Here is a 19,217-nt window from a genome sequence, read left to right on the forward strand (position 1 = left end):
TCATAAATACTATCATCCCTGCTTATAATAAACTTTTCCATCTTTCCTCCTTTTTATCTTTCTGCAATCTATCGTAACTTAAATGATATGTCAAATTTAAAAATATATTTTTTGAAAAGATTAAAAATTTAGGATAAAATAGAAATGGTAAAAAGGGGGCAAAGATGGTGAATGCGTCTGAATTGAAAGGAGGAATGATAATAAAAAGAGAGGGGAAATTGTATAAGGTTATTGAAGCAGAGACAAAAGCCAGAACAGCCCAGTTTTCAAGTTATACACATCTTAAACTTCAGGATTTGAAAACAGGACATGTTCACGATTTAAGATTATCACCTGATGAAAAAATAGAGAATGTTGATATTGAGGAGATTGAAATGGAATACAGTTATGCAGATGGAGATAATTTTTACTTTATACATCCTGAAACATTTGAGATTATTGAACTTCCTGGATATACAATTGGTGATTTTAAAAGATATATGAAAGAGGGGGTTAAACTGAAAATTCAGGTTTATGAGGGTAATCCTGTAAGTGTTGTAATTCCTGAATTTGTTGATTTAAAAGTGGTAACAACAGGGGAAGGGATAAAAGGAGGAACAGACAGTACATGGAAAAGTGCAACTCTTGAAAATGGTATGGAAATACTAGTTCCTCAATTTCTAAAGGAAGGAGATATTGTAACGGTTTCAACAAAGACAAATCAATATCTTGAAAGAGTCCATAAATAAATTTTTCGCTTTTTTCATTGATTTTTATAAAATAAATGTATCCTTTCAATTTTTTAAAATTGTTGTATAATTTTTAAAAGTTACCAAAAAAGGAGGACAAAATGGCTGAATGTTTAAATTTAGAAAGAAATTTAAAGAATTGTTCCTGTTCTTATAAAAGTTGTTCAAAAAGAGGTGTATGCTGTGAATGTTTAAGTTCTCACTGGTCAAGAAAGGAACTGCCTGGATGCCTTTTTCCACCGGAAGCAGAGAAAACATATAACAGGTCAATTGAGTATTTTATAAAAGTTTGGAGCGAAAAACTTAATCTAAAGTAAAGTCAAAAAAATTTCTGAAACAGGAGGTATAAAAAAATGGTAAATGTGTATTTTTTACCTTTTGAAAAAATAGATAAACTTGATGATTTTTTGAATCGTTTTGATTTTTTAAAAAATTTCAGTGAAAAGGATAAAATTGGTCTTAAAATTCATTTTGGAAATTCACATCATAATAATAATGTTTCTCCTGATTTTGTTTTGCCAATTGTTAATAAATTGAAGGAGAAAAATATTGTAGGTATTCTTACAGATACAAATGTTTTATACAGAGGTGAGAGGGATGATACTTTTTCCCATCTTGAAGTTGTTTATAAGAAGGGTTATGACAAACTCGGTATTCCTATTTTAATTGCAGGTGGTTTTGATGCTGATTATGAATTTGATATTGATATAAACGGTAAACATTTTAAAAAACTCTATTATGCAAAGGAATATGAAAAATTTGATGGTATGATTGCAATAACACATTTTAAAGGACATGGACTTTCAGGAATAGGCGGGACACTGAAAAATATTGGAATGGGTTGTGCTTCAAGAAAAGGTAAATTTGCAATGCATTCAAATATATCTCCTGTTGTTAATAACTCTATTTGTAAAGGATGTGGGAAATGCGTTGAGAATTGTTTATTCAATGCCATAACTCTGAAGAATGAAAAAGCATTTATTGATAGAGAAAAATGTAAGGGATGTGCTTTCTGTATTCATGTGTGTCCCTTTGGTGCGATAAATATTCCATGGTCAAGTGTAACAACGGAGGAATTTCAGGAAAGAATTGTTGAGTATGCCTATGGAATAATAAAATTTTATAAGGATAAATTTCTGGCGATAAATTTTTTAACAAATATTGCTGGAGATTGTGATTGCTGTTCAAATCCAGGAGAAATATTATCAAAAGATATAGGTGTATGTGTTTCTGATGATCCGGTTGCAGTTGATAAATGTTCTTCTGATTTAATAAGAGAAATAAATAAAAAGGATGTATTTTTAGAAATAAAGCCGAAAGTAGATTATACTACACAATTTAGATATGCAGAAAAAATTGGACTCGGTACAACAAAATATAAAGTGATTGTATTTTAAAATTTCCTTTCATTAATAATGAAAAAATATGACATTATCGTAATTGGTGGAGGACATGCTGGTATTGAAAGTGTTATGGTCTGTAAAAAGATGGGGATGGAGGTTTTACTTATCACATTTGAAAAAGAAAAGATTGGCTACATGTCCTGTAATCCTGCTATTGGTGGAGTTGGCAAAGGTCAGATAGTTAAAGAAATTGATGCTCTTGGTGGTCAAATGGCAAAAGCAACTGATAAAACAGGTATACAATTCAGAACATTAAATACTTCAAAAGGTCCTGCGGTATGGTCAAGTAGAGCACAGGTTGATAGAAGAAAATATAATGAATATATGAAAAAATTAATTGAAGAAAATGTTGAAATACTTGAAGGAGAGGTTACAGACATAATCGTGAAAAATAAATCTGTTTTAGGAGTTGAAATAAATGGCGAGGAGTTTATATCTTCAAAATGTGTAATCCTTACACCTGGTACTTTTTTAAATGGTGTTATTCATATAGGTTTTGAAAGTTTTTCAGCAGGAAGAATTGAAGATAAAAAAGTAAGTAAGAAATTATCTGATAAACTTAAAGAACTTGGATTTGAAATTATGAGATTTAAAACAGGAACATGTGCTCGTCTTGATGGTAGTACAATTGATTTTTCTTCTCTAACTCCACAATATGGAGATGAAAAAATCAGACCATTTTCTTTTTCAACCGATAAAATTGAAATTGAACAACTTCCCTGTTACATTACCTATACAAATGAGAAAACACATCAGATTATAAAAAAGAACCTTGATAGAAGTCCTTTATTTACAGGGATAATCAAAGGTACAGGAGTAAGGTATTGTCCTTCAATTGAAGATAAAGTTGTAAAATTTCCTCATCATCAGAGACATCATATATTTTTAGAGCCCGAAGGGAAAGATGTAAATATTTATTATCCAAACGGAATTTCTACAAGTTTACCTGTTGATGTTCAGGATGAGTTTATTCATACTATAAAAGGGCTTGAGAATGTTAAAATTTTAAGATATGGTTATGGCATTGAACATGATGTTGTAAATCCTCTGAATATATATCCGACACTTGAGACAAAACTGGTTGAGAATTTATTTTTAGCGGGTCAGATAAATGGAACAACAGGTTATGAAGAGGCGGCTGGTCAGGGATTGATAGCGGGTATAAATGCTTCTTTAAAAGTTAAAAATGAGCGACCTTTAATTCTTGATAGAACAACAAGTTATATAGGTGTTTTAATAGATGATTTGACAACAAAAGGGACAAATGAACCATACAGGATGTTTACTTCAAGGGTTGAATATAGATTGATGATAAGGGAGGATAATGCAGATATAAGATTGAGGGAGATAGGATATAAAATTGGACTTGTAAGTAAAGAGGAATGGGAAAGGACAAGAAAAAAAATTGAAGATATTAAAAAAATTAAAGAAATATTGAAAAGTAGAAAAATTAATGTTGATGGTAAAAATATATCCCTTTTTGAATATGTAAGAAGGCATGAGGTTAAACTTATAGATTTTGTAAGCGATTTCAAGGAGGATACTCTTTTTACTGCAGAGGTTGAAATAAAATATGCTCCTTATATTGAAAGGAATTTAAGAGAAATAGAGGAGTTCAAAAATCTTGAAAGAATAAAAATCCCGTCTGATATTGACTATAATAAAATTCCAGGTCTTTCTCTTGAAATAAAAGAAAAATTGTCAAAATTAAAACCATTAAATCTCGGTCAGGCAAGCAGAATTTCAGGAATAACTCCTTCTGCAATTTCAATTCTTATGGTTTACCTAAAAAAATTTTCTTGAATTTAAATTTGTGATATTTTAATATTTGACAAAAAGGAGGTTTATGGTGAGAAAAGTTAAAGTTGGAATAATTGGAGCAGGTGGAAGAGCAAATTTTCAGGCAAAATCAATTATTGGAAGTCAGATAGGAGAAGTTAAGATTGTTTATTCTCCTTTTCTTGAAGAAGCAAAAAGTTTTTCAGAAAAATACGGGATAGAATATACAGATTCACTTGATGATGTGTTAAATAATCCAGACATTGATGCAATAACAGTTTCTACTCCAAATGCGACTCACTATGAAATTGCTAAAAAGGGGCTTGAAAGTAACAAAAATGTTCTTGTAGAATATCCACCAACTCTAAAACTTGAACAACTTGAGGAACTTATAAATTTAGCAAAAGAAAAAAATCTTGTTTACTGGGTAAGTTTAACCCAACTTCTTGAAAATCCTCATTATACAATAAAGAAAAATTTAAATTTAATAGAAAAGCCCCTATCTTACAATTTTTCCTATATTTCTTCCTTTTTAGGTGGCTGGTATTCTCAAATTTCTCTGTCAGGTCCTGTATATCTCTGGCAACATTTTCATTTTGTAAGTCAATTACTTGATATATGGAAAGATGTGGAAGAAGTGAGTGTTTTTGAAAATATTGAATATTCATCTGAAGGAATTATGTCTTTAACTTTTTCAGTAATGAATATTAAATTTAAATCTGGCATTATATCTACAATTGAATTTGGAATGGGAATAAAAGATGTCTCTGATACAAGGATAAAACTTGTAGGTGATGGAGGGATTTTTTATTATGAAAAGGGAAAACTTTATTTTATAAATAAAAAGGAAGGAAAAAGAGAAATTGAAATGGAAAAAATTGATATTGGAGTTGATACTGTTAATTTTCTAAAAAAAGTTCAGGAAGGTAAATTTAACATAGAAAAGGCATTGGAAGCAAGAGAAATATTAAAAATATGTCTGTGTGCAGAAATATCAGCGAAAGAAAAAAGAATTGTTAAAATGTAATTTTAAAAGGTATAATTTTTATATGAGCGATAGTGAAAATCTGAAAAGAATAAAAAAGATAGTAAAACTAATAAATGATAAAAAGGGTGAAAATGTAGTTGTTCTTGATTTAAAAAATCTTACATGGATTACAGATTACTTTATTATTGCATCAGGGGAGTCATTAATACAGACAAAAGCAATAGCAGAAAATATTATTGAAAACTTAAAAGAAACACCTGTTTCTGTTGAAGGGATAGACGATGGCAGATGGATACTTGTAGATTATGGAGAAATTATAGTACATATTTTTTTAATTGAAACAAGAAATTATTATAAACTTGAAAAACTTTGGGCAGAAGCAAGGATAGTTGAAATTTAAGATTTTTTTATTGTATTTATATAATCTATTAATTTGTTAAATGTTTCAGCAAAAGGTTTCAAAAAGTCCTTCTTTCTTAATTTTATATATTCAACACTTTTACCTTCTATAATTTCATTTAAAGATTTTTCAATTCTATATAATGGGCCAACGATTCTGTGTAAAAATCTTATTTCAAGGTAAAAAGTAAGAAATATAAGCAATAACATAAGAATTCCAATTCTTTTCAAAAGAAGAATATTAATATTTTTAATTATTTCATATGCATTTATAATCTTCTTTTCAAGTTCAAGTTGAGATAAAATTGTATTTAAAGTGATAAAGTATGTAAGGCCTCCAATAAGGATTATAGCTATTATGATAAAATAAATTGTAATACCACTAAAAATAAACTGGACAGGTTTGTTTATAAGATACTTCTTCCTTCTATTTTTTTTCATTTTTCACCTCTTATTCCTGAAAATTTGGATATTTATTTGAAACCCAAACAATATCCTTATTGTATCCTTTTCCACTTTCTTTCCCATCTTTACCATAACTTCCAACTATAAAATATTCACCTGTTGGCATATTATCAACAATTATACTGAAATATAAAAAATCTCCAGGTGTACTCCTTGCCCATGTCAAAGTATTATTCTCATCTTTAAGTGTTACTTCCTTTTCTATTATCTGTGGTTTGGGTTTATTTCTAAATTCATTTTCTTTTACAACTTCAACTCCATTTATATAAATTGAGCAGGAAGTTACACCGTAATTTTCAACTCTTATTCTACCTTTTCCTTCTATTGCATCAAAATTTGCTGTATAAGTATCCGGTTTTCCATGAACCCTTGGTAATTTTGGAGAAGAAAAGACGGTTGTAGGAGGGATTTTGTAGAAATATGGATTTCCCCATGGGTCAAAAGGAATTTTGTTTGTATATGGACCATTCCATCCTTTTTCCTGTAATTTTGGAGGTGAATTGAGTGTTAAATCAGAGAGAAATGCAGGGTAATATCCAGTATCATTTTTTATCTGTTCAAGTAAAAGAGCAAGTTGTGAAATCTGTACTTTTGCACTCATAACCTTTGCTCTATCCATAACATTTTTAACACCTAAAAAAATACCTGTTGCAAGTAAAATAAATATAACTAAACCTACAATCAGTTCCGTTAAAACATATCCTTTTTTCAATTTTCCCTCCTAACTAATTTTACCTACTTTTATTCTTTATTGTCAATTTTCAATTTTTTTTGTATAATTTTTTATATGGAAATAAACAGAAAAATATTCAGGGAATATGATATAAGGGGTATTTATGAAGATGACTTAAAAGGGGACTTACCTTACTACATTGGAAAAGCATTTGGTTCTTATATTAAAAGGCAAAACATTGGAAATGTTTGTGTTGGTGGTGATAACAGATTTACAACTCCTGAGATTAAAGAAAAATTGATAAAAGGTCTTATTGATACTGGCTGTGAAGTAGTTGATATAGGAATTATTCCAACTCCTCTTTTATATTTTTCTGTCCACTTTTATAAATATGGTTCAGGTATTATGGTTACTGCAAGCCATAATCCACCTCAATTCAATGGTTTTAAAATGGTTGTAGGAAATAAAAGTTTGTATGGAAAGGAAATTCAAAAAATAGCAGATATAATTGAAAAAGAGGATTTTGAAAAAGGGAATGGAAAGTTAGATAAAAAAGATGTGATTGATGAATATATAAAATTTATGGTTGAAAAATTTAAATTTAATAAAAAACTAAAAGTTGGTGTGGATACAGGAAATGGAACAGTAGGTCCTTTGATAGAGAAATTGTTCAGAAAACTTAATGTTGAATTTGTTGGATTATATCTTGAAAGCGATGGTAATTTTCCAAATCATCTTCCTGACCCTGTAGTTCCTGAAAATTTAAAGGACCTGATAGAAATAGTTAAAGAAAATAATCTTGACTGTGGTTTTGGATTTGATGGAGATGGAGACCGTCTTGCAGTAGTTGATGAAAATGGAGATATTCTCTGGGGTGATAAATTAATGATAGTATATTCAAAAGATATTCTTATTAAAAACAAAGGTGCAAAGATTATTTTTGATGTTAAATGTTCCAAATCCCTTGAAGAAGTGATAGAAAAACTCGGAGGAAAACCGGTTATGTGGAAAACGGGTCATTCTTTAATTGAAAACAAACTTCATGAAGAAAAATCACCTCTTGCAGGAGAACTTTCAGGGCATTTATACTTTGCCGATGAATATTTCGGTTATGATGATGCAATATATGCTTGCCTGAGATTATTAAGGATTATGGATAAAGAGAATAAGAAACTATCTGAATTTTTCAAAGATGTAAAAAAATATTATTCAACACCTGAAATAAGAATTGAAGTTTCTGATGAAGAAAAATTTGAAATAGTTGAAAAGGTAAAAAAGTTCTATGCGGGAAAATATAGAATAAACGATATTGATGGTGTTAAGGTTTATTATCCCTCTGGATGGGCATTACTGAGAGCATCAAATACCCAGCCAGCACTTGTGGTTAGAATTGAAGGAGAAACAGAGGAAGATCTTAATAAAATAAAAAGAGAATTTATTGAAAAAATTGGAAATTTTAAATAATTTTTTAAAAGACTAAAAATGACAGTTGAAAACCCTTGTCCGTCAATTATTTTCCAAGCCCACCTTAAAGGTGGGAGAAAGGGGGGATGAAAAATGAAATGTCCGTTGAGATTGAGAATTCAGAAAAGACCTCTTGGAGAAGCAGCATTTGGAGTGCCTGAGCAGGTGGAAGATTTTGATATGTGCATAGAAGAAAATTGTGCGTGGTGGGATGAGAAAAATAAAAGTTGTTTGGTAAGACATCTGATTTCAATAGATGAAAAACTTGAAATTTTAAAGAGTAAAATTTAAAAAATTTAAAGGAGAGAAACGATGAGAAATCTAATTTTAATTTTTATAGCATGTTTGTGTTTTATTCTATCAGGAGGTGAATTAATTAAAGCACCTGATTTTGTTTTAAATTCAATTGATGGTAAAGAAATAAAACTTTCCAATTATAAGGATAAAAAAGTTATTTTGAATTTCTGGGCTACTCTTTGTCCTCCATGCAAAGAGGAAATTCCCTATTTTGTTAAATTCTATAATGAAAACAAAAATAAAATTGAGATTATTGGAATTGAACTAACAGGGAAGAAAAAAGAAATTGAACAGATTGTGAAGAAATATAATATCAGTTATCCCATTTGTATAAGTGATGGAAAGATAGAAAATTTATACGGAGGTATTAGATTTGTTCCAACTACATTTGTAATAGATGAAAAAGGTTATATAATTTTAAAGAAAGTGGGTTTGATGACCGAAGAGGAATTGAAAGGGATTATTAAAAATGAAAAGAAATGAAATAATAAAAATTTTAAAGGAAAAAGAAAATATCAGGGATGACCAGATAGAAATAGTATTGAAGGAAAAAGAAAAAACAGGTACTCCTTTTGGTTATTTACTCATTAAATTTGGACTTTTATCTGCTGAAAGATGGTATAATTTTGCTTTAAAAGAACTTAAATGTATTCCTGTTCAGTTAAGTCAGATGAATATAGATAAAGAAATTTTAAAAATGCTTCCTGAATTTACATGCAGAAAATATAGAGTCATTCCAATATTTAGGGGAAATAATAAACTTGTCTGTGCAATGGTTGACCCGGTAGATGAAGATGTTATAAATGAAATAAAAAAGATATCAGGAATGGAAATTGAAACAAGATTGGTTAAAGAATATGAAGTGAAGGAAATAATAGAAACAGTAATATCACAGGGTGGAATTGATGTTATTTCTCCTATAGAAAAAAAAGAAATGCCTGAAAAAGTATTTAAGCCAATAAGAGTAAGGGAAGTTTCAGAATCGTCAGCTGTTAGTGTAGTTGAAGAACTTGTTACAAAAGCAATGGAATTGAAAGCAACAGATATTCATCTTGAAATAGAAGAAGAAGGTTTGAGATTGAGATACAGAATAAACGGGCTTCTTTATGAATTTCCACCTCCTCCTCTTGAACTTTATTCTTCAATTGTTTCTCATATAAAAGTACTTTCAAATCTTGATATAGCAGAAAAAAGGGTTCCTCAGGATGGTTATTTTAAAATGAAATTATATGGAAGAGATGTTGATTTAAGAGTTTCAACCTTTCCAACAATTTTTGGAGAAATGGTTGCTTTAAGAGTTCTGGATAAAAAAAACATAATTTCGGGTCTGGAACAACTTGGTTTTTTTCCCGAAGTTCTTCACAGGTGGAGAATCCTTCTCGATGAACCTTACGGTATGATTCTGGTTACAGGTCCAACAGGTAGTGGTAAAACAACAACTTTATATTCTTCATTAAATGAACTTGATAGTACTCACAGAAAAATTATAACAGTAGAAGACCCTGTGGAATACCATCTTAAAAATGTTAATCAAACACAGATAAATCCAAAATCAGGTTTAACTTTTTCAATTGCATTGAGGTCAATCTTAAGACAGGACCCGGATATAATAATGGTTGGTGAAATAAGAGATATAGAAACAGCAGAAATTGCTTTTAGAGCAGCACAGACAGGCCATCTTGTTTTGTCCACTTTACATACAAATACAGCCCCAGGTGCAATTATCCGACTTCTGGATATGGGAGTTGAATCATATTTGATTTCTTCTTCTTTAATAGGAGTATTAAATCAAAGATTAGTAAGGAGTATATGCGTTTCATGCAAGGAAGAATATAAACCATACCCTGAAGAAATAAAAATGCTTGACCCATCATTACTTGAAAAAGATAATTTGAAATTTTATAGAGGAAAGGGTTGTCATTTATGTAATGGAACCGGTTATGGTGGAAGAACAGGTATTTTTGAATTGATGGTTATAAATGAAGAGTTAAGAAGAGTGATAATAAAAAATCCTGATATGATAGAAATAAAAGAAATTGCTAAAAAGTCCGGTATGGAGTCACTGCGAGAAGACGGGATAAAAAAAGTTCTTGCAGGAATAACAACAATTTCAGAAGTTCTTTATACAACAAGAAAAGAGGATTAGAGTCAGTAATTTAGAGCATCTCTTTTGAGTTGATGAGCAAGTTCTTTAATATATTTTTTAAGATTTTCAAGTGAAAAATAATCCATTTCTGTAAATTCCAATCCACAGAAAAAAATGTTTCTCTTTTTATTTATGTATTTCGGTTTACATTTTACACTGAAAGAATAACTTTTACGGTTTATTATAAAATCAGTTTTTAATTCATAGAAAAAATTTATATTTAAGGCAATAGGGGTTTCAACTTTAGTACCTGAAAAAGAAATATCTATAATATTTCCTATGATTACTTCTTTATGAAATTTATAAGGGATTTTGGTTAGAATACATTTAATAAAAGGTGTTTCAAATCTCTCTTTTTTTCTTTTTTCTGTTAGAATATCTGTTTCAGGTAAAAATAACATTCTTTCAATACCCTGAGAAAAAATTTTCCCCGAAATAAAAAATTCCAAACCGTTTTTCTCAAAAAAAATTTCTCCTCTTTTACCCAGTTCTACAGGAATTGTTTTTGTTCTATGAGGGACAGAAATTATCATTTTTCCCCATTTATCTATATCAATTATTTCTCCATCTATTTTTTCATTATCTATAAAAATTTTAACTTTTTTAATTTCCCTTACATCCTCAATTCTCATTAATATTTCCCCTTTAATTCTATTTTACCCTTGACATTTTTAAAATAGCAATATTTGATGAAAAAAAAATAAAAATGGTTTATAATAGAAATGTTTAGGAGAAAAAAAATGGAAAAAATTAGGTCTGGTTATGTTTTAAAAGGATATATATTGAAAGAAATGGTTGGTTCTGGCGGATTTTCAACAGTTTATCGTGCTGAATCAATTGAGCCCTTGCCTTTATACAATTCAATTATTGCTGTTAAGGTTTTACATCCGAGACGATTTGAAAGAAACCAAATTAAACAGTTTATAAAAGAGGGAAAAATAGCAAAATCACTTGAACATCCTAATATAGTTAAGGTTTTTGATGTTGTTCAGGAAAATGGGAATTTTTTTATTTTAATGGAATATCTTGATACTGATTTGATAAAAGCCATCAGAACAAAAAAATATCTTTTTAACGAGAAAAATGTAATTGATATAATTATAAAAGCAGCAAAAGGGATTGCTTATATACATCAAAATGGAATAGTTCATAAAGATATAAATCCTTCAAATATTCTAATAACTTATTCACTTGAAAAAATTAAAATTACGGACTTCGGGCTTTCAAAAGTTGATAGGGGAATTTTAAATAGAGGGGAATTTAGGGGAGGAACAGAAGGATATGTAGCACCTGAGATTTATAAAGGAAAAAAAGCAGATAAAAAAAGTGATATTTATTCTTTTGGAAAGACAATTGAAAAAATTTATAGAGAATTGAATTTTCCTTTTCCAGAAAAAATAAAAAATATAGTTAAAATAGCAACAGAGCCTGAACCTGAAAATAGATTTGAAAGTATGGAAGGGATTATTTATATACTTGAGACCAGGAAAATTGAATGATTAAGTTTGTTTATTCTGAAGAATTCTTAAAATACAGAGAAATTTCCCATCCTGATTCACCTGAAAGAGTAGAAAGTATAGTTAATTATTTACAAAAAAAGGGTAATTTTAGATTTGTAGAACCCAATCCCTGTATGGAAGAAGATTTATATCTTGTTCATACTCCTGAAATGGTAAAAAAAGTAAAAGAAAACGATTTTTTTGACCCTGATTGTCCAAATATACCGAATATATTTTATTATGCCTGTTTATCCGCAGGAGCAGCAATAAGAGCAAGTGAAATAGCACTTTCAGGTGAAATTGGTTTTTCTCTTGGAAGGCCACCGGGACATCATGCAGGTAAAAATAATATAGGCGGTTTTTGTTATTTCAATAATATAGCAATTTCTGTAAAGAAACTCCTTTTAGAAAATTATAAAGTTGCAGTTCTTGATATAGATGGACATCATGGTAATGGAACAGAAGAAATTTTAAAAAATGAAAAAGATGTTATATTTGTTTCAATTCATCAATATCCTGCTTATCCTGGAACAGGTAAATATTCTTTTGAAAATTGTTATAATTTCCCAATTCCACCTTATACAAGTTCAAAAAAATATATGGAAAAGTTTGACAGATGTCTTGAAATAATAAAAGATTTTTCACCTGATATAATAGGTGTTTCATGTGGTTTTGATGCTTTTAAAGAAGACCCTTTATTACAACTTTCTTTAACTGAAACAGATTATTATATTATTGGTAAAAAAATTGCTTCTCTCGGCAAAAAAATATTTTTGATTTTAGAAGGTGGTTATAATATATTTAAAATAGGTAATCTTGTTTATTGTTTTGTTTCTGGATTTGAAAAAGTATTAAAAATGGAGGCAAGCAATGATAGAAAAAAGATTGATTGATGGACTTAAAAATCCTGATGTAATTTATAGAAGTGCTCCTTTCTGGTCGTGGAATGATGATTTGAAAATAGAACAGTTGAAATATCAGGTTGATAAAATGAAAGAGGGTGGTTTTGGAGGGGGTTTTATGCATTCAAGAATAGGACTTATTACTTCTTATTTATCAGATGAATGGATGGATTGTATAAAAGAGGTGGTTAAATATGCTAAAGAAAATGGAATGAAAATGTATTTATACGATGAAGATAGATGGCCAAGTGGTTTTGCAGGTGGTATTGTTGCAAAGAAAAAGGAAAATAGAATTAAGATTTTAAAGGTCTGGAAAAGGGGTAAAAAGTGGATGAAAAAGGTTTTAGAAGGTGTAAAATCTGACTGGTATAATGGTTTGACATATGTTGATACAATGAATGAAAAAACAATAAATGATTTTATAAAATCAACCTATGAAAAATATGTTAAATTTTTAAAAAACTATATTCCTAATACTGTCCCAGCAATTTTTACAGATGAACCAAATTATTTTCACGGAAGAACTGTAAATAAGAATGATAAAAATTTTTATTACTTCCCATGGACAAAAAATTTAAGAAAAATTTTTAAATCAAAATTTGGTTATGATATCTATGAAAGAATAAATTTGTTAATTGAAGAAAAGGAAGATTATGAAAAAGTAAGATATGATTATTCAAGGTTAATAAGTGAATTATTTATAGAAAATTTTGGAGAAAATATTTATAATTTCTGTGAAAAAAATAGGATTTCACTTACAGGTCATTATCTTGGAGAAGATACCATTAAAACACAGATTTCAGTTGTTGGAGATGTTATGTCTTTATATGAATTCATGCAATGGCCTGGTGTTGACCATCTTGGCAGAAATTTAAAAAATCCTTTAACTTTAAAACAATGTAGTTCTGTATCCAATCAACTTGGAAAAGAAAGAGTATTAAGTGAATTATATGGATGTTCAGGACAGAATTTTACTCTTGCAGAAAGAAAGTGGATTGGTGACTGGCATATTTCTCTTGGAATAAATTTTTTCTGTCCACATCTGTATTTGTATTCTTTAAAAGGATGCAGAAAAAGAGATTTTCCGCCAACAATTTCTCATCATCAACCATACTGGGGATATCAGAAAGAACTTGAAGATTATTTTGCTCGACTTAACTTTATTATGAGTCAGGGAAAATTTCTTGCAAATATTCTTGTAATTCATCCAGTTGAAACTGGCTGGAGTTTAAAAGGAAGTGAAAAACTTACAGATTATGATGAAGAACTTTCTCAATTGACACAGAAACTTCTTGAAAACAACTTTGAATATGAATTTGGAAGTGAAAAATTGATTGAAAAGTATGGAGAGGTTAAGGATGGGAAATTTAAAATAGGAAGAGGTGAATATGAATATATAATTTTACCGGCAATGACAACTTTAAGGGAAAAAACATTAAAACTGATTGAAGAGTTTATTAATCAGGGTGGGAAAGTTTTTGCTTCAGAAAAATTCTTTCCATATTTAATAGAAGGAGAGAGAAAAGATATTAGTATTAAGAGAAGTTGTATTTTATATTCTTCTATTCAATCCCTGATTAAAGAATTAAAAAATGTAGTTGAAAGAGATTTTGAAATTTATGGAGATAATAATCAGGAAATTTTAGATATTTTTATTCACAGAAGAAAAATTGATGAAGATATTGAAGCAATTTTTTTGAATAATATTTCACTTGATAAATCATATAAGGTTTTTATAAATTTGAAATATGAGGGAAAAGTTTACAGTTTGGATTTGTTTAATGGAAAAATAAATGTTAAAGGTGTGAAAAAAGAGAAAAAAGGTATTTTAATTGAAGATTATTTTCCACCTGTCGGTTCTTCTCTTTTTTTGATTGATAAGAGTGAAAGTCCTTTAATTCTAAATGAAAACAGGAAAGAAGAAAAAATCTTAAAATCTTATATTGAAAACTGGAAAATTGAACCACTTTCTGAGAATGTCCTTGTTATTGATATGTGTAAGTTTAAAAAGAAAAAGGATAAAAGATGGTCTGGAAAAATGCCTGTTTTACAGATTCAGCAATTGTTTGAAAAAGAGAATGTCAGACAGAAGATAAAATTACTTTTTGAATTTGAAAACGAAAATTTCAGTAATGATTTATATTTAGTCGTTGAACAGTTGGAAAAATATAATTTAAAAATAAATAATAAAATTCTGAAAAAGGACTGTATGGAAGAATGGCTTGACCCATCATTTAAAAAGATAAAAATACCTAAAAATTATATAAAAAGGGGTAAAAACAAAATTGAAATGGATGTTACCTTTATTCCTCCTGAATTTAAAAATACTTTAATTTTCAGAAAAGATGGTATTGAAATTGAAAATATATATCTGCTTGGAAATTTTGTTGTAAAGGCAAAAAAGGTTGAATATAAAAATGGAGGTTATTATCTGAATAACTTTACTATTGCAGTAAAGGAAAAAGAAATCAATGAAGATGACATTAATTTACAGGGATATCCTTTCTACTCTGGAAGTATAAAGGCATTTAAAGAAATTGAAATTAAAGATATAAAAAAAACATTTTTAAAATTTGAAGAATTTAAATGTGTTGTGGCAAAAATAAAAATAAATGAAAAACAAAAAGGTATTGTTTATCTTCCTCCTTATGAAATTGAAATAACTGAATATTTAAAGGAAGGTAAAAATATTATTGAGATTGAACTTTTTTCAAGTTTAAGAAATTTACTGGGACCTCATCATTTAAAGGAACATAATCCAGAATTTGTTGGTCCTTTTTCATTTGTTGATTGGGGTAAGAAATGGTTTAAAAGCAAGGATAGAACAGTTGACTATTCTGTTTTACCTTTTGGTATTGGAAAAATCTGTTTAATAGAGAAAAATGGATAAAATATTTGAAAATAAAAAGTTTGTAATTTTGGATGGTGCAATGGGAACATATCTTGAAAAACTTGGTTTTAAAGGAATCACACCTGAAATTGCAAATATTGAAGAATCTGAAATTGTAAAAAGAATCCATACAGAATATTGTGAATGTGGTTCAGAAATAATTTTAACCAATACTTTTGGAGCAAATAGAAAAATACTTGAAAAAAAGAAACTTATAGATAAATTTGAAAAAATTATTAAAGATGCCTTTAAAATTGCTTCCAGTGTTAAAGAAAAATTTAAAAATGTTTTAATTGCTGGAGATATTGGACCTACTGGAGAATTACTTACACCTTATGGAAACTTAGAAGTTAATGAAGCAAAAAATATTTTTAAAGAAATAGGTAAAAATTTTGAGGAAACAGCAGTAGATTTTTTAGTCCTTGAAACATTTCAGGATCTTGAAGAACTTAAGATTGCATTTGATACATTAAGAGAGAATACAGATTTTTTCATTGTTCCATGTCTTACTTTTACATATGGAAGAGAATACAGAACTTTAATGGGTCAAAAAATAGAAGATTATGTGAAATGGGCTGAAAATAATAAAGTTTCAATTATTGGTTCAAATTGTGGCTTAAGTTCAGGTGAAATGATTGAGTTCGTAAAAATAATTAAAGAATTGACCGGTCTTACTTTGTGGATAAAACCGAATGCGGGAAAACCACAGATTTCTGAAGGTAAAATTGTATATCAGGAAAATATTGAGGAGTTTTCAAAAAATTGTTTGAATATTGTAGAAAATAGAGTGAAATTTATAGGTGGATGCTGTGGAACTACACCTTTACATATAAAAAATCTTAAAGAAATTTTAATAAAACTTTTTTCTAACACTAATCAATGAAACTTGTTGAAGTTATTTTTGATATTCCTCTTGAGAGAAGTTTTTATTATCTGTATGAATATGAAATAAATAATTTTATTCGTGTATCTGCTCCTCTTGGAGAAAAAAAAAGAAAGGGTTTTGTAATAAATGTAAATGACTTATTAGAAAAAAGGTCAGAGTATAAATTAATAGAAAAAATTTATGATATAAATCCTTTAATAACAGAAGAAATTTTTGAATTTTCAAAGATTATTTCAGAAAAATATTATGTTTCTTCTGGCCAGATTATTTTTTCAATCATTGGAAATCTACCGTTTAAATATGAAAAAAAATTTTCAGAAAAAAAAGAAAAAGATTCATTACTATTTACTCAAAAATTTAAAAAGGAGATTTTTCTTTTTGGTGATGAAAATGAGAAATTAAATTTTTATATTGATTTAATTTCACACAATAGAGGTTCTTTGTTTTTTTTATTTCCAGAAGTATCAATCCTGAAAGATTATTATATGAAAATAAAAGAAAGTACAGAAAGGAAGGTTATAGAATATTATGGAGAAATGGATAAAAAGGAGAGGATGAATAATTACATGGAAGTTTTAAATTCATGTGATTTAATAGTTTTGGGAACAAGAATTTCAACTTTTCTACCCTTTAAAGACCTTTCTCTTATAATTGTTGATTCTTACATAGATGCTTCATACAGAGAAAAAAAATATCCTAAATATAATGCTGTTGAAGTAGCAGAGGAAAGATGTAAATTTCAAAATATTCCTCTAATTCTTACTTCTCATTCTCTTTCTATCTGTGATTATTTTGAAATTAAAAAGAAGAAAGTATATTTGGTTGATAAAAGGAATTTTGAAGAAACTCCTGAAATCTTTATTCTTGATAAAAGATGGGATGAAATGGATAAAAATTTAGATTTTCTCACAAAATTTTCAGTTTCTCTTATAGAAGAGACAGTTTTAAAAGGAAAAAAAGTTGGGATTATTCATAATAGAAAAGGAACTTCAAAAACATTTAAATGTTCAAATTGTGGTCATGTTTTAAGATGTAAGAAATGCAATTCAATACTTATTCTAAATGAAGAAAATAAATTGTACTGTAAATACTGTAAGATTTTTGAAAACTTTATAAAAAAATGTCCTCATTGTAAAAGCAGAGAAATAATAGAAAGGATGGTTGGAATTGAAAAGATTTATAAAGAACTTAAAAAGACATATCCAGATTTCAAAATTCAGAAATTTACAGCAGAAGAAAAATTAATTGAGAAAGGAGTTGATATTTTTGTTGGTACGCATGTTATAAAAAATATTCTTGATGAATTTGATTTTGGTTTAATTATTTTTCCACATGCAGATTCTTTTTTAAATATTCCAGAGTACAATTCAGAGGAGATTTTCTTTTTTATATTGAATGACTTTATATTTAGATTGAGAAATAAAAACACAAAAATAGTAATTCAGACAAAAAATCCAAATTTTGAAATATTTACTTCTTTAAAAACAAAAAATTATGAAGTTTTTTACGAAAAAGAAATTAAAACAAGAGAAATTGTTGGCTATCCTCCATTTTCAGATATAATACTTATTGAAATACCGGTAAAAAGAAGTCCCGCATTTGAAAATAAGGTTAACCTTTTAAGAAAAATTATTGAAAACAGCAATCTTGAAATAATTTTTTCAGACATTGTAGATGATAAAAGAGGCAAGAAAAAAGTAAAGATGATTTTAAAGGCACAGGATGATAAAAGACTGGATTATAAAGAAGTAATGGACATTCGTGAAAAACTTGACTTTAAAATAGAAATCAATCCTCCTGTCTTCTGAGCCCAGTCATCCAATATAGTACAATGCGAAGTTAAACGAAGACACAAAAAGTAAATTATTTCTGTAAATTTTATCTTTAAGGGAGCAATTTGTTTTATAGAGATTTTTTGAGGAACTTTGTGGCCCTTGGTTAAAAAAGGTTTATTCAGGAGTAAGAGAAAAATTTTAAATTAGAGTTTAAAATATCAGTTATTTCATCTAGATTAATAACAGAGAATAGACAAACTTCTTCAGAAGGTAATTTACTATATTTACAAAATTTCTCATAAGGTGTCATCCCTATCGTTGAATATACTCTTTTTCTGTTATATATCTACTGCCATCTTAATAATCTCAAAAAATTCTTCTTTACTTACGCATCAAAAAATATATTACATTTAATAATTCTTTATAACCTGGGTATAATATTTCTAACTTATTGAGTGGGCTTCCCCCTTGCTTTTTTACTCTTGAGAACTAATATTTCTATTGTCTTCTTAGCCAAATATTTCTTTCTTGTATATTATATCCATGGATACTATGTCTTAACCTGAAAGGAGTTTTTTGGATTTGACAAGAAAATTAAAAAATTATATTATATTTAAGTAGAATTTACTAAAACAAGTTATAATAGTTGAAAAATACAGAAATTTAGCAAAATTAGAAGGAGGTGAATTATGAAGAACAAATTTTCAAAGAGCATTTTCTCAAAACCACACGGTTTCACCCTGATAGAACTTTTAGTAGTAATTGCGATAATAGCGATACTTGCAGCGATGTTATTACCAGCATTAAGTAAGGCAAGAGAAAAAGCAAGACAGGCAGTATGTATGAATAATCTTAAACAGGTGGGACTGGCTTTACAAATGTATTTAGAGGATTATAATGAGTATTATCCACGTCCATATCTT

General features: G+C 28.4%; 19 protein-coding genes. 16 read left to right on the plus strand and 3 right to left on the minus strand.

Translation table 11 applies throughout. The features are described 5' to 3' along the window. Nucleotides 1-164 precede the first annotated feature (164 nt). The 6 genes from PKV21_04100 to rsfS all read left to right on the plus strand — a co-directional run bounded on the left by PKV21_04100 (nucleotide 165) and on the right by rsfS (nucleotide 5,298). Nucleotides 165-728, plus strand: coding sequence for an elongation factor P (locus PKV21_04100; protein ID HOM26671.1), 564 nt, complete (start codon nucleotides 165-167; stop codon nucleotides 726-728). Between the two features lie 101 nt (nucleotides 729-829). Continuing rightward, complete coding sequence (locus PKV21_04105; GenBank protein HOM26672.1) at nucleotides 830-1,045, plus strand: DUF6485 family protein; 216 nt, start codon at nucleotides 830-832, stop codon at nucleotides 1,043-1,045. A 36-nt stretch (nucleotides 1,046-1,081) separates the two neighbouring features. Continuing rightward, a complete protein-coding gene (locus PKV21_04110; protein HOM26673.1) occupies nucleotides 1,082-2,125 on the plus strand; it encodes a DUF362 domain-containing protein in 1,044 nt (347 codons plus the stop codon). Between the two features lie 18 nt (nucleotides 2,126-2,143). Then, a complete protein-coding gene (gene mnmG / locus PKV21_04115) occupies nucleotides 2,144-3,934 on the plus strand; it encodes a tRNA uridine-5-carboxymethylaminomethyl(34) synthesis enzyme MnmG (GenBank protein ID HOM26674.1) in 1,791 nt (596 codons plus the stop codon). A gap of 43 nt (nucleotides 3,935-3,977) precedes the next feature. Next, nucleotides 3,978-4,937, plus strand: a complete 960-nt coding sequence (locus tag PKV21_04120; GenBank protein HOM26675.1) for a Gfo/Idh/MocA family oxidoreductase — start codon at nucleotides 3,978-3,980, stop codon at nucleotides 4,935-4,937. 22 nt (nucleotides 4,938-4,959) lie between these two features. After that, nucleotides 4,960-5,298 carry a ribosome silencing factor gene (gene rsfS / locus PKV21_04125; protein ID HOM26676.1) on the plus strand — a complete coding sequence of 113 codons (339 nt, stop codon included), beginning with the start codon at nucleotides 4,960-4,962 and terminating at the stop codon, nucleotides 5,296-5,298. Here rsfS and PKV21_04130 read toward each other — a convergent pair. Further along, entirely contained in the window at nucleotides 5,295-5,738 is a 444-nt protein-coding gene (locus PKV21_04130; protein HOM26677.1) for a hypothetical protein, read from the minus strand. The genes rsfS and PKV21_04130 overlap by 4 nt on opposite strands. A gap of 10 nt (nucleotides 5,739-5,748) precedes the next feature. Then, nucleotides 5,749-6,474: a type II secretion system protein GspG gene (locus PKV21_04135; GenBank protein ID HOM26678.1), complete on the minus strand. Its 726-nt coding sequence runs from the start codon at nucleotides 6,472-6,474 to the stop codon at nucleotides 5,749-5,751. A gap of 75 nt (nucleotides 6,475-6,549) precedes the next feature. Between PKV21_04135 and PKV21_04140 the strand changes: the two genes are divergently transcribed. From PKV21_04140 to PKV21_04155, 4 genes are all read left to right on the plus strand, one after another. Beyond that, complete coding sequence (locus tag PKV21_04140) at nucleotides 6,550-7,899, plus strand: phosphomannomutase/phosphoglucomutase (GenBank protein ID HOM26679.1); 1,350 nt, start codon at nucleotides 6,550-6,552, stop codon at nucleotides 7,897-7,899. 93 nt (nucleotides 7,900-7,992) lie between these two features. Continuing rightward, on the plus strand, nucleotides 7,993-8,190 hold the full coding sequence (locus tag PKV21_04145) for a hypothetical protein (protein ID HOM26680.1): 198 nt from the start codon (nucleotides 7,993-7,995) through the stop codon (nucleotides 8,188-8,190). 21 nt (nucleotides 8,191-8,211) lie between these two features. Further along, nucleotides 8,212-8,679 carry a redoxin domain-containing protein gene (locus PKV21_04150; GenBank protein ID HOM26681.1) on the plus strand — a complete coding sequence of 156 codons (468 nt, stop codon included), beginning with the start codon at nucleotides 8,212-8,214 and terminating at the stop codon, nucleotides 8,677-8,679. Further along, on the plus strand, nucleotides 8,666-10,342 hold the full coding sequence (locus PKV21_04155) for a GspE/PulE family protein (protein ID HOM26682.1): 1,677 nt from the start codon (nucleotides 8,666-8,668) through the stop codon (nucleotides 10,340-10,342). The genes PKV21_04150 and PKV21_04155 overlap by 14 nt, the downstream gene beginning before the upstream one ends. Before the next feature lie 2 nt (nucleotides 10,343-10,344). Here PKV21_04155 and PKV21_04160 read toward each other — a convergent pair whose 3' ends face one another. Then, on the minus strand, nucleotides 10,345-10,974 hold the full coding sequence (locus PKV21_04160) for a PilZ domain-containing protein (GenBank protein ID HOM26683.1): 630 nt from the start codon (nucleotides 10,972-10,974) through the stop codon (nucleotides 10,345-10,347). A 108-nt stretch (nucleotides 10,975-11,082) separates the two neighbouring features. Here PKV21_04160 and PKV21_04165 point away from each other — a divergent pair, with 108 nt between their 5' ends. The 6 genes from PKV21_04165 to PKV21_04190 form a co-directional block, all read left to right on the plus strand. Further along, nucleotides 11,083-11,841 carry a serine/threonine-protein kinase gene (locus tag PKV21_04165; protein HOM26684.1) on the plus strand — a complete coding sequence of 253 codons (759 nt, stop codon included), beginning with the start codon at nucleotides 11,083-11,085 and terminating at the stop codon, nucleotides 11,839-11,841. After that, on the plus strand, nucleotides 11,838-12,734 hold the full coding sequence (locus tag PKV21_04170) for a histone deacetylase family protein (protein HOM26685.1): 897 nt from the start codon (nucleotides 11,838-11,840) through the stop codon (nucleotides 12,732-12,734). Before PKV21_04165 ends, PKV21_04170 begins: the two co-directional genes overlap by 4 nt. After that, nucleotides 12,712-15,633: a glycosyl hydrolase gene (locus tag PKV21_04175; GenBank protein ID HOM26686.1), complete on the plus strand. Its 2,922-nt coding sequence runs from the start codon at nucleotides 12,712-12,714 to the stop codon at nucleotides 15,631-15,633. The genes PKV21_04170 and PKV21_04175 overlap by 23 nt, the downstream gene beginning before the upstream one ends. Continuing rightward, nucleotides 15,626-16,516 (plus strand): homocysteine S-methyltransferase family protein, encoded by an 891-nt coding sequence (locus tag PKV21_04180; GenBank protein ID HOM26687.1) that lies wholly within the window; start codon nucleotides 15,626-15,628, stop codon nucleotides 16,514-16,516. Before PKV21_04175 ends, PKV21_04180 begins: the two co-directional genes overlap by 8 nt. Further along, on the plus strand, nucleotides 16,513-18,327 hold the full coding sequence (gene priA, locus PKV21_04185; GenBank protein ID HOM26688.1) for a primosomal protein N': 1,815 nt from the start codon (nucleotides 16,513-16,515) through the stop codon (nucleotides 18,325-18,327). The genes PKV21_04180 and priA overlap by 4 nt, the downstream gene beginning before the upstream one ends. Nucleotides 18,328-18,983: 656 nt before the next feature. Beyond that, nucleotides 18,984-19,217, plus strand: a 234-nt coding sequence (locus PKV21_04190; protein ID HOM26689.1) for a DUF1559 domain-containing protein, incomplete at its 3' end; no start/stop codon positions are given.

The sequence above is a fragment of the bacterium genome (genome assembly GCA_035371905.1).
In the GTDB taxonomy this organism is placed as follows: Bacteria; Ratteibacteria; UBA8468; order B48-G9; family JAFGKM01; genus JAMWDI01.

Excerpts from the sequence above, each read along its gene's own strand:
- PKV21_04170 (HOM26685.1), top strand. The coding sequence starts at position 11,838 with ATGATTAAGTTTGTTTATTCTGAAGAATTCTTAAAATACAGAGAAATT.
- mnmG (HOM26674.1), top strand. The coding sequence starts at position 2,144 with ATGAAAAAATATGACATTATCGTAATTGGTGGAGGACATGCTGGTATT.
- PKV21_04165 (HOM26684.1), top strand. The coding sequence starts at position 11,083 with ATGGAAAAAATTAGGTCTGGTTATGTTTTAAAAGGATATATATTGAAA.
- PKV21_04145 (HOM26680.1), top strand. The coding sequence starts at position 7,993 with ATGAAATGTCCGTTGAGATTGAGAATTCAGAAAAGACCTCTTGGAGAA.
- PKV21_04100 (HOM26671.1), top strand. The coding sequence starts at position 165 with ATGGTGAATGCGTCTGAATTGAAAGGAGGAATGATAATAAAAAGAGAG.
- PKV21_04120 (HOM26675.1), top strand. The coding sequence starts at position 3,978 with ATGGTGAGAAAAGTTAAAGTTGGAATAATTGGAGCAGGTGGAAGAGCA.
- PKV21_04160 (HOM26683.1), bottom strand. The coding sequence starts at position 10,974 with ATGAGAATTGAGGATGTAAGGGAAATTAAAAAAGTTAAAATTTTTATA.
- rsfS (HOM26676.1), top strand. The coding sequence starts at position 4,960 with ATGAGCGATAGTGAAAATCTGAAAAGAATAAAAAAGATAGTAAAACTA.
- PKV21_04175 (HOM26686.1), top strand. The coding sequence starts at position 12,712 with ATGATAGAAAAAAGATTGATTGATGGACTTAAAAATCCTGATGTAATT.
- PKV21_04150 (HOM26681.1), top strand. The coding sequence starts at position 8,212 with ATGAGAAATCTAATTTTAATTTTTATAGCATGTTTGTGTTTTATTCTA.
- PKV21_04180 (HOM26687.1), top strand. The coding sequence starts at position 15,626 with ATGGATAAAATATTTGAAAATAAAAAGTTTGTAATTTTGGATGGTGCA.
- PKV21_04155 (HOM26682.1), top strand. The coding sequence starts at position 8,666 with ATGAAAAGAAATGAAATAATAAAAATTTTAAAGGAAAAAGAAAATATC.
- PKV21_04110 (HOM26673.1), top strand. The coding sequence starts at position 1,082 with ATGGTAAATGTGTATTTTTTACCTTTTGAAAAAATAGATAAACTTGAT.
- priA (HOM26688.1), top strand. The coding sequence starts at position 16,513 with ATGAAACTTGTTGAAGTTATTTTTGATATTCCTCTTGAGAGAAGTTTT.
- PKV21_04140 (HOM26679.1), top strand. The coding sequence starts at position 6,550 with ATGGAAATAAACAGAAAAATATTCAGGGAATATGATATAAGGGGTATT.
- PKV21_04105 (HOM26672.1), top strand. The coding sequence starts at position 830 with ATGGCTGAATGTTTAAATTTAGAAAGAAATTTAAAGAATTGTTCCTGT.
- PKV21_04130 (HOM26677.1), bottom strand. The coding sequence starts at position 5,738 with ATGAAAAAAAATAGAAGGAAGAAGTATCTTATAAACAAACCTGTCCAG.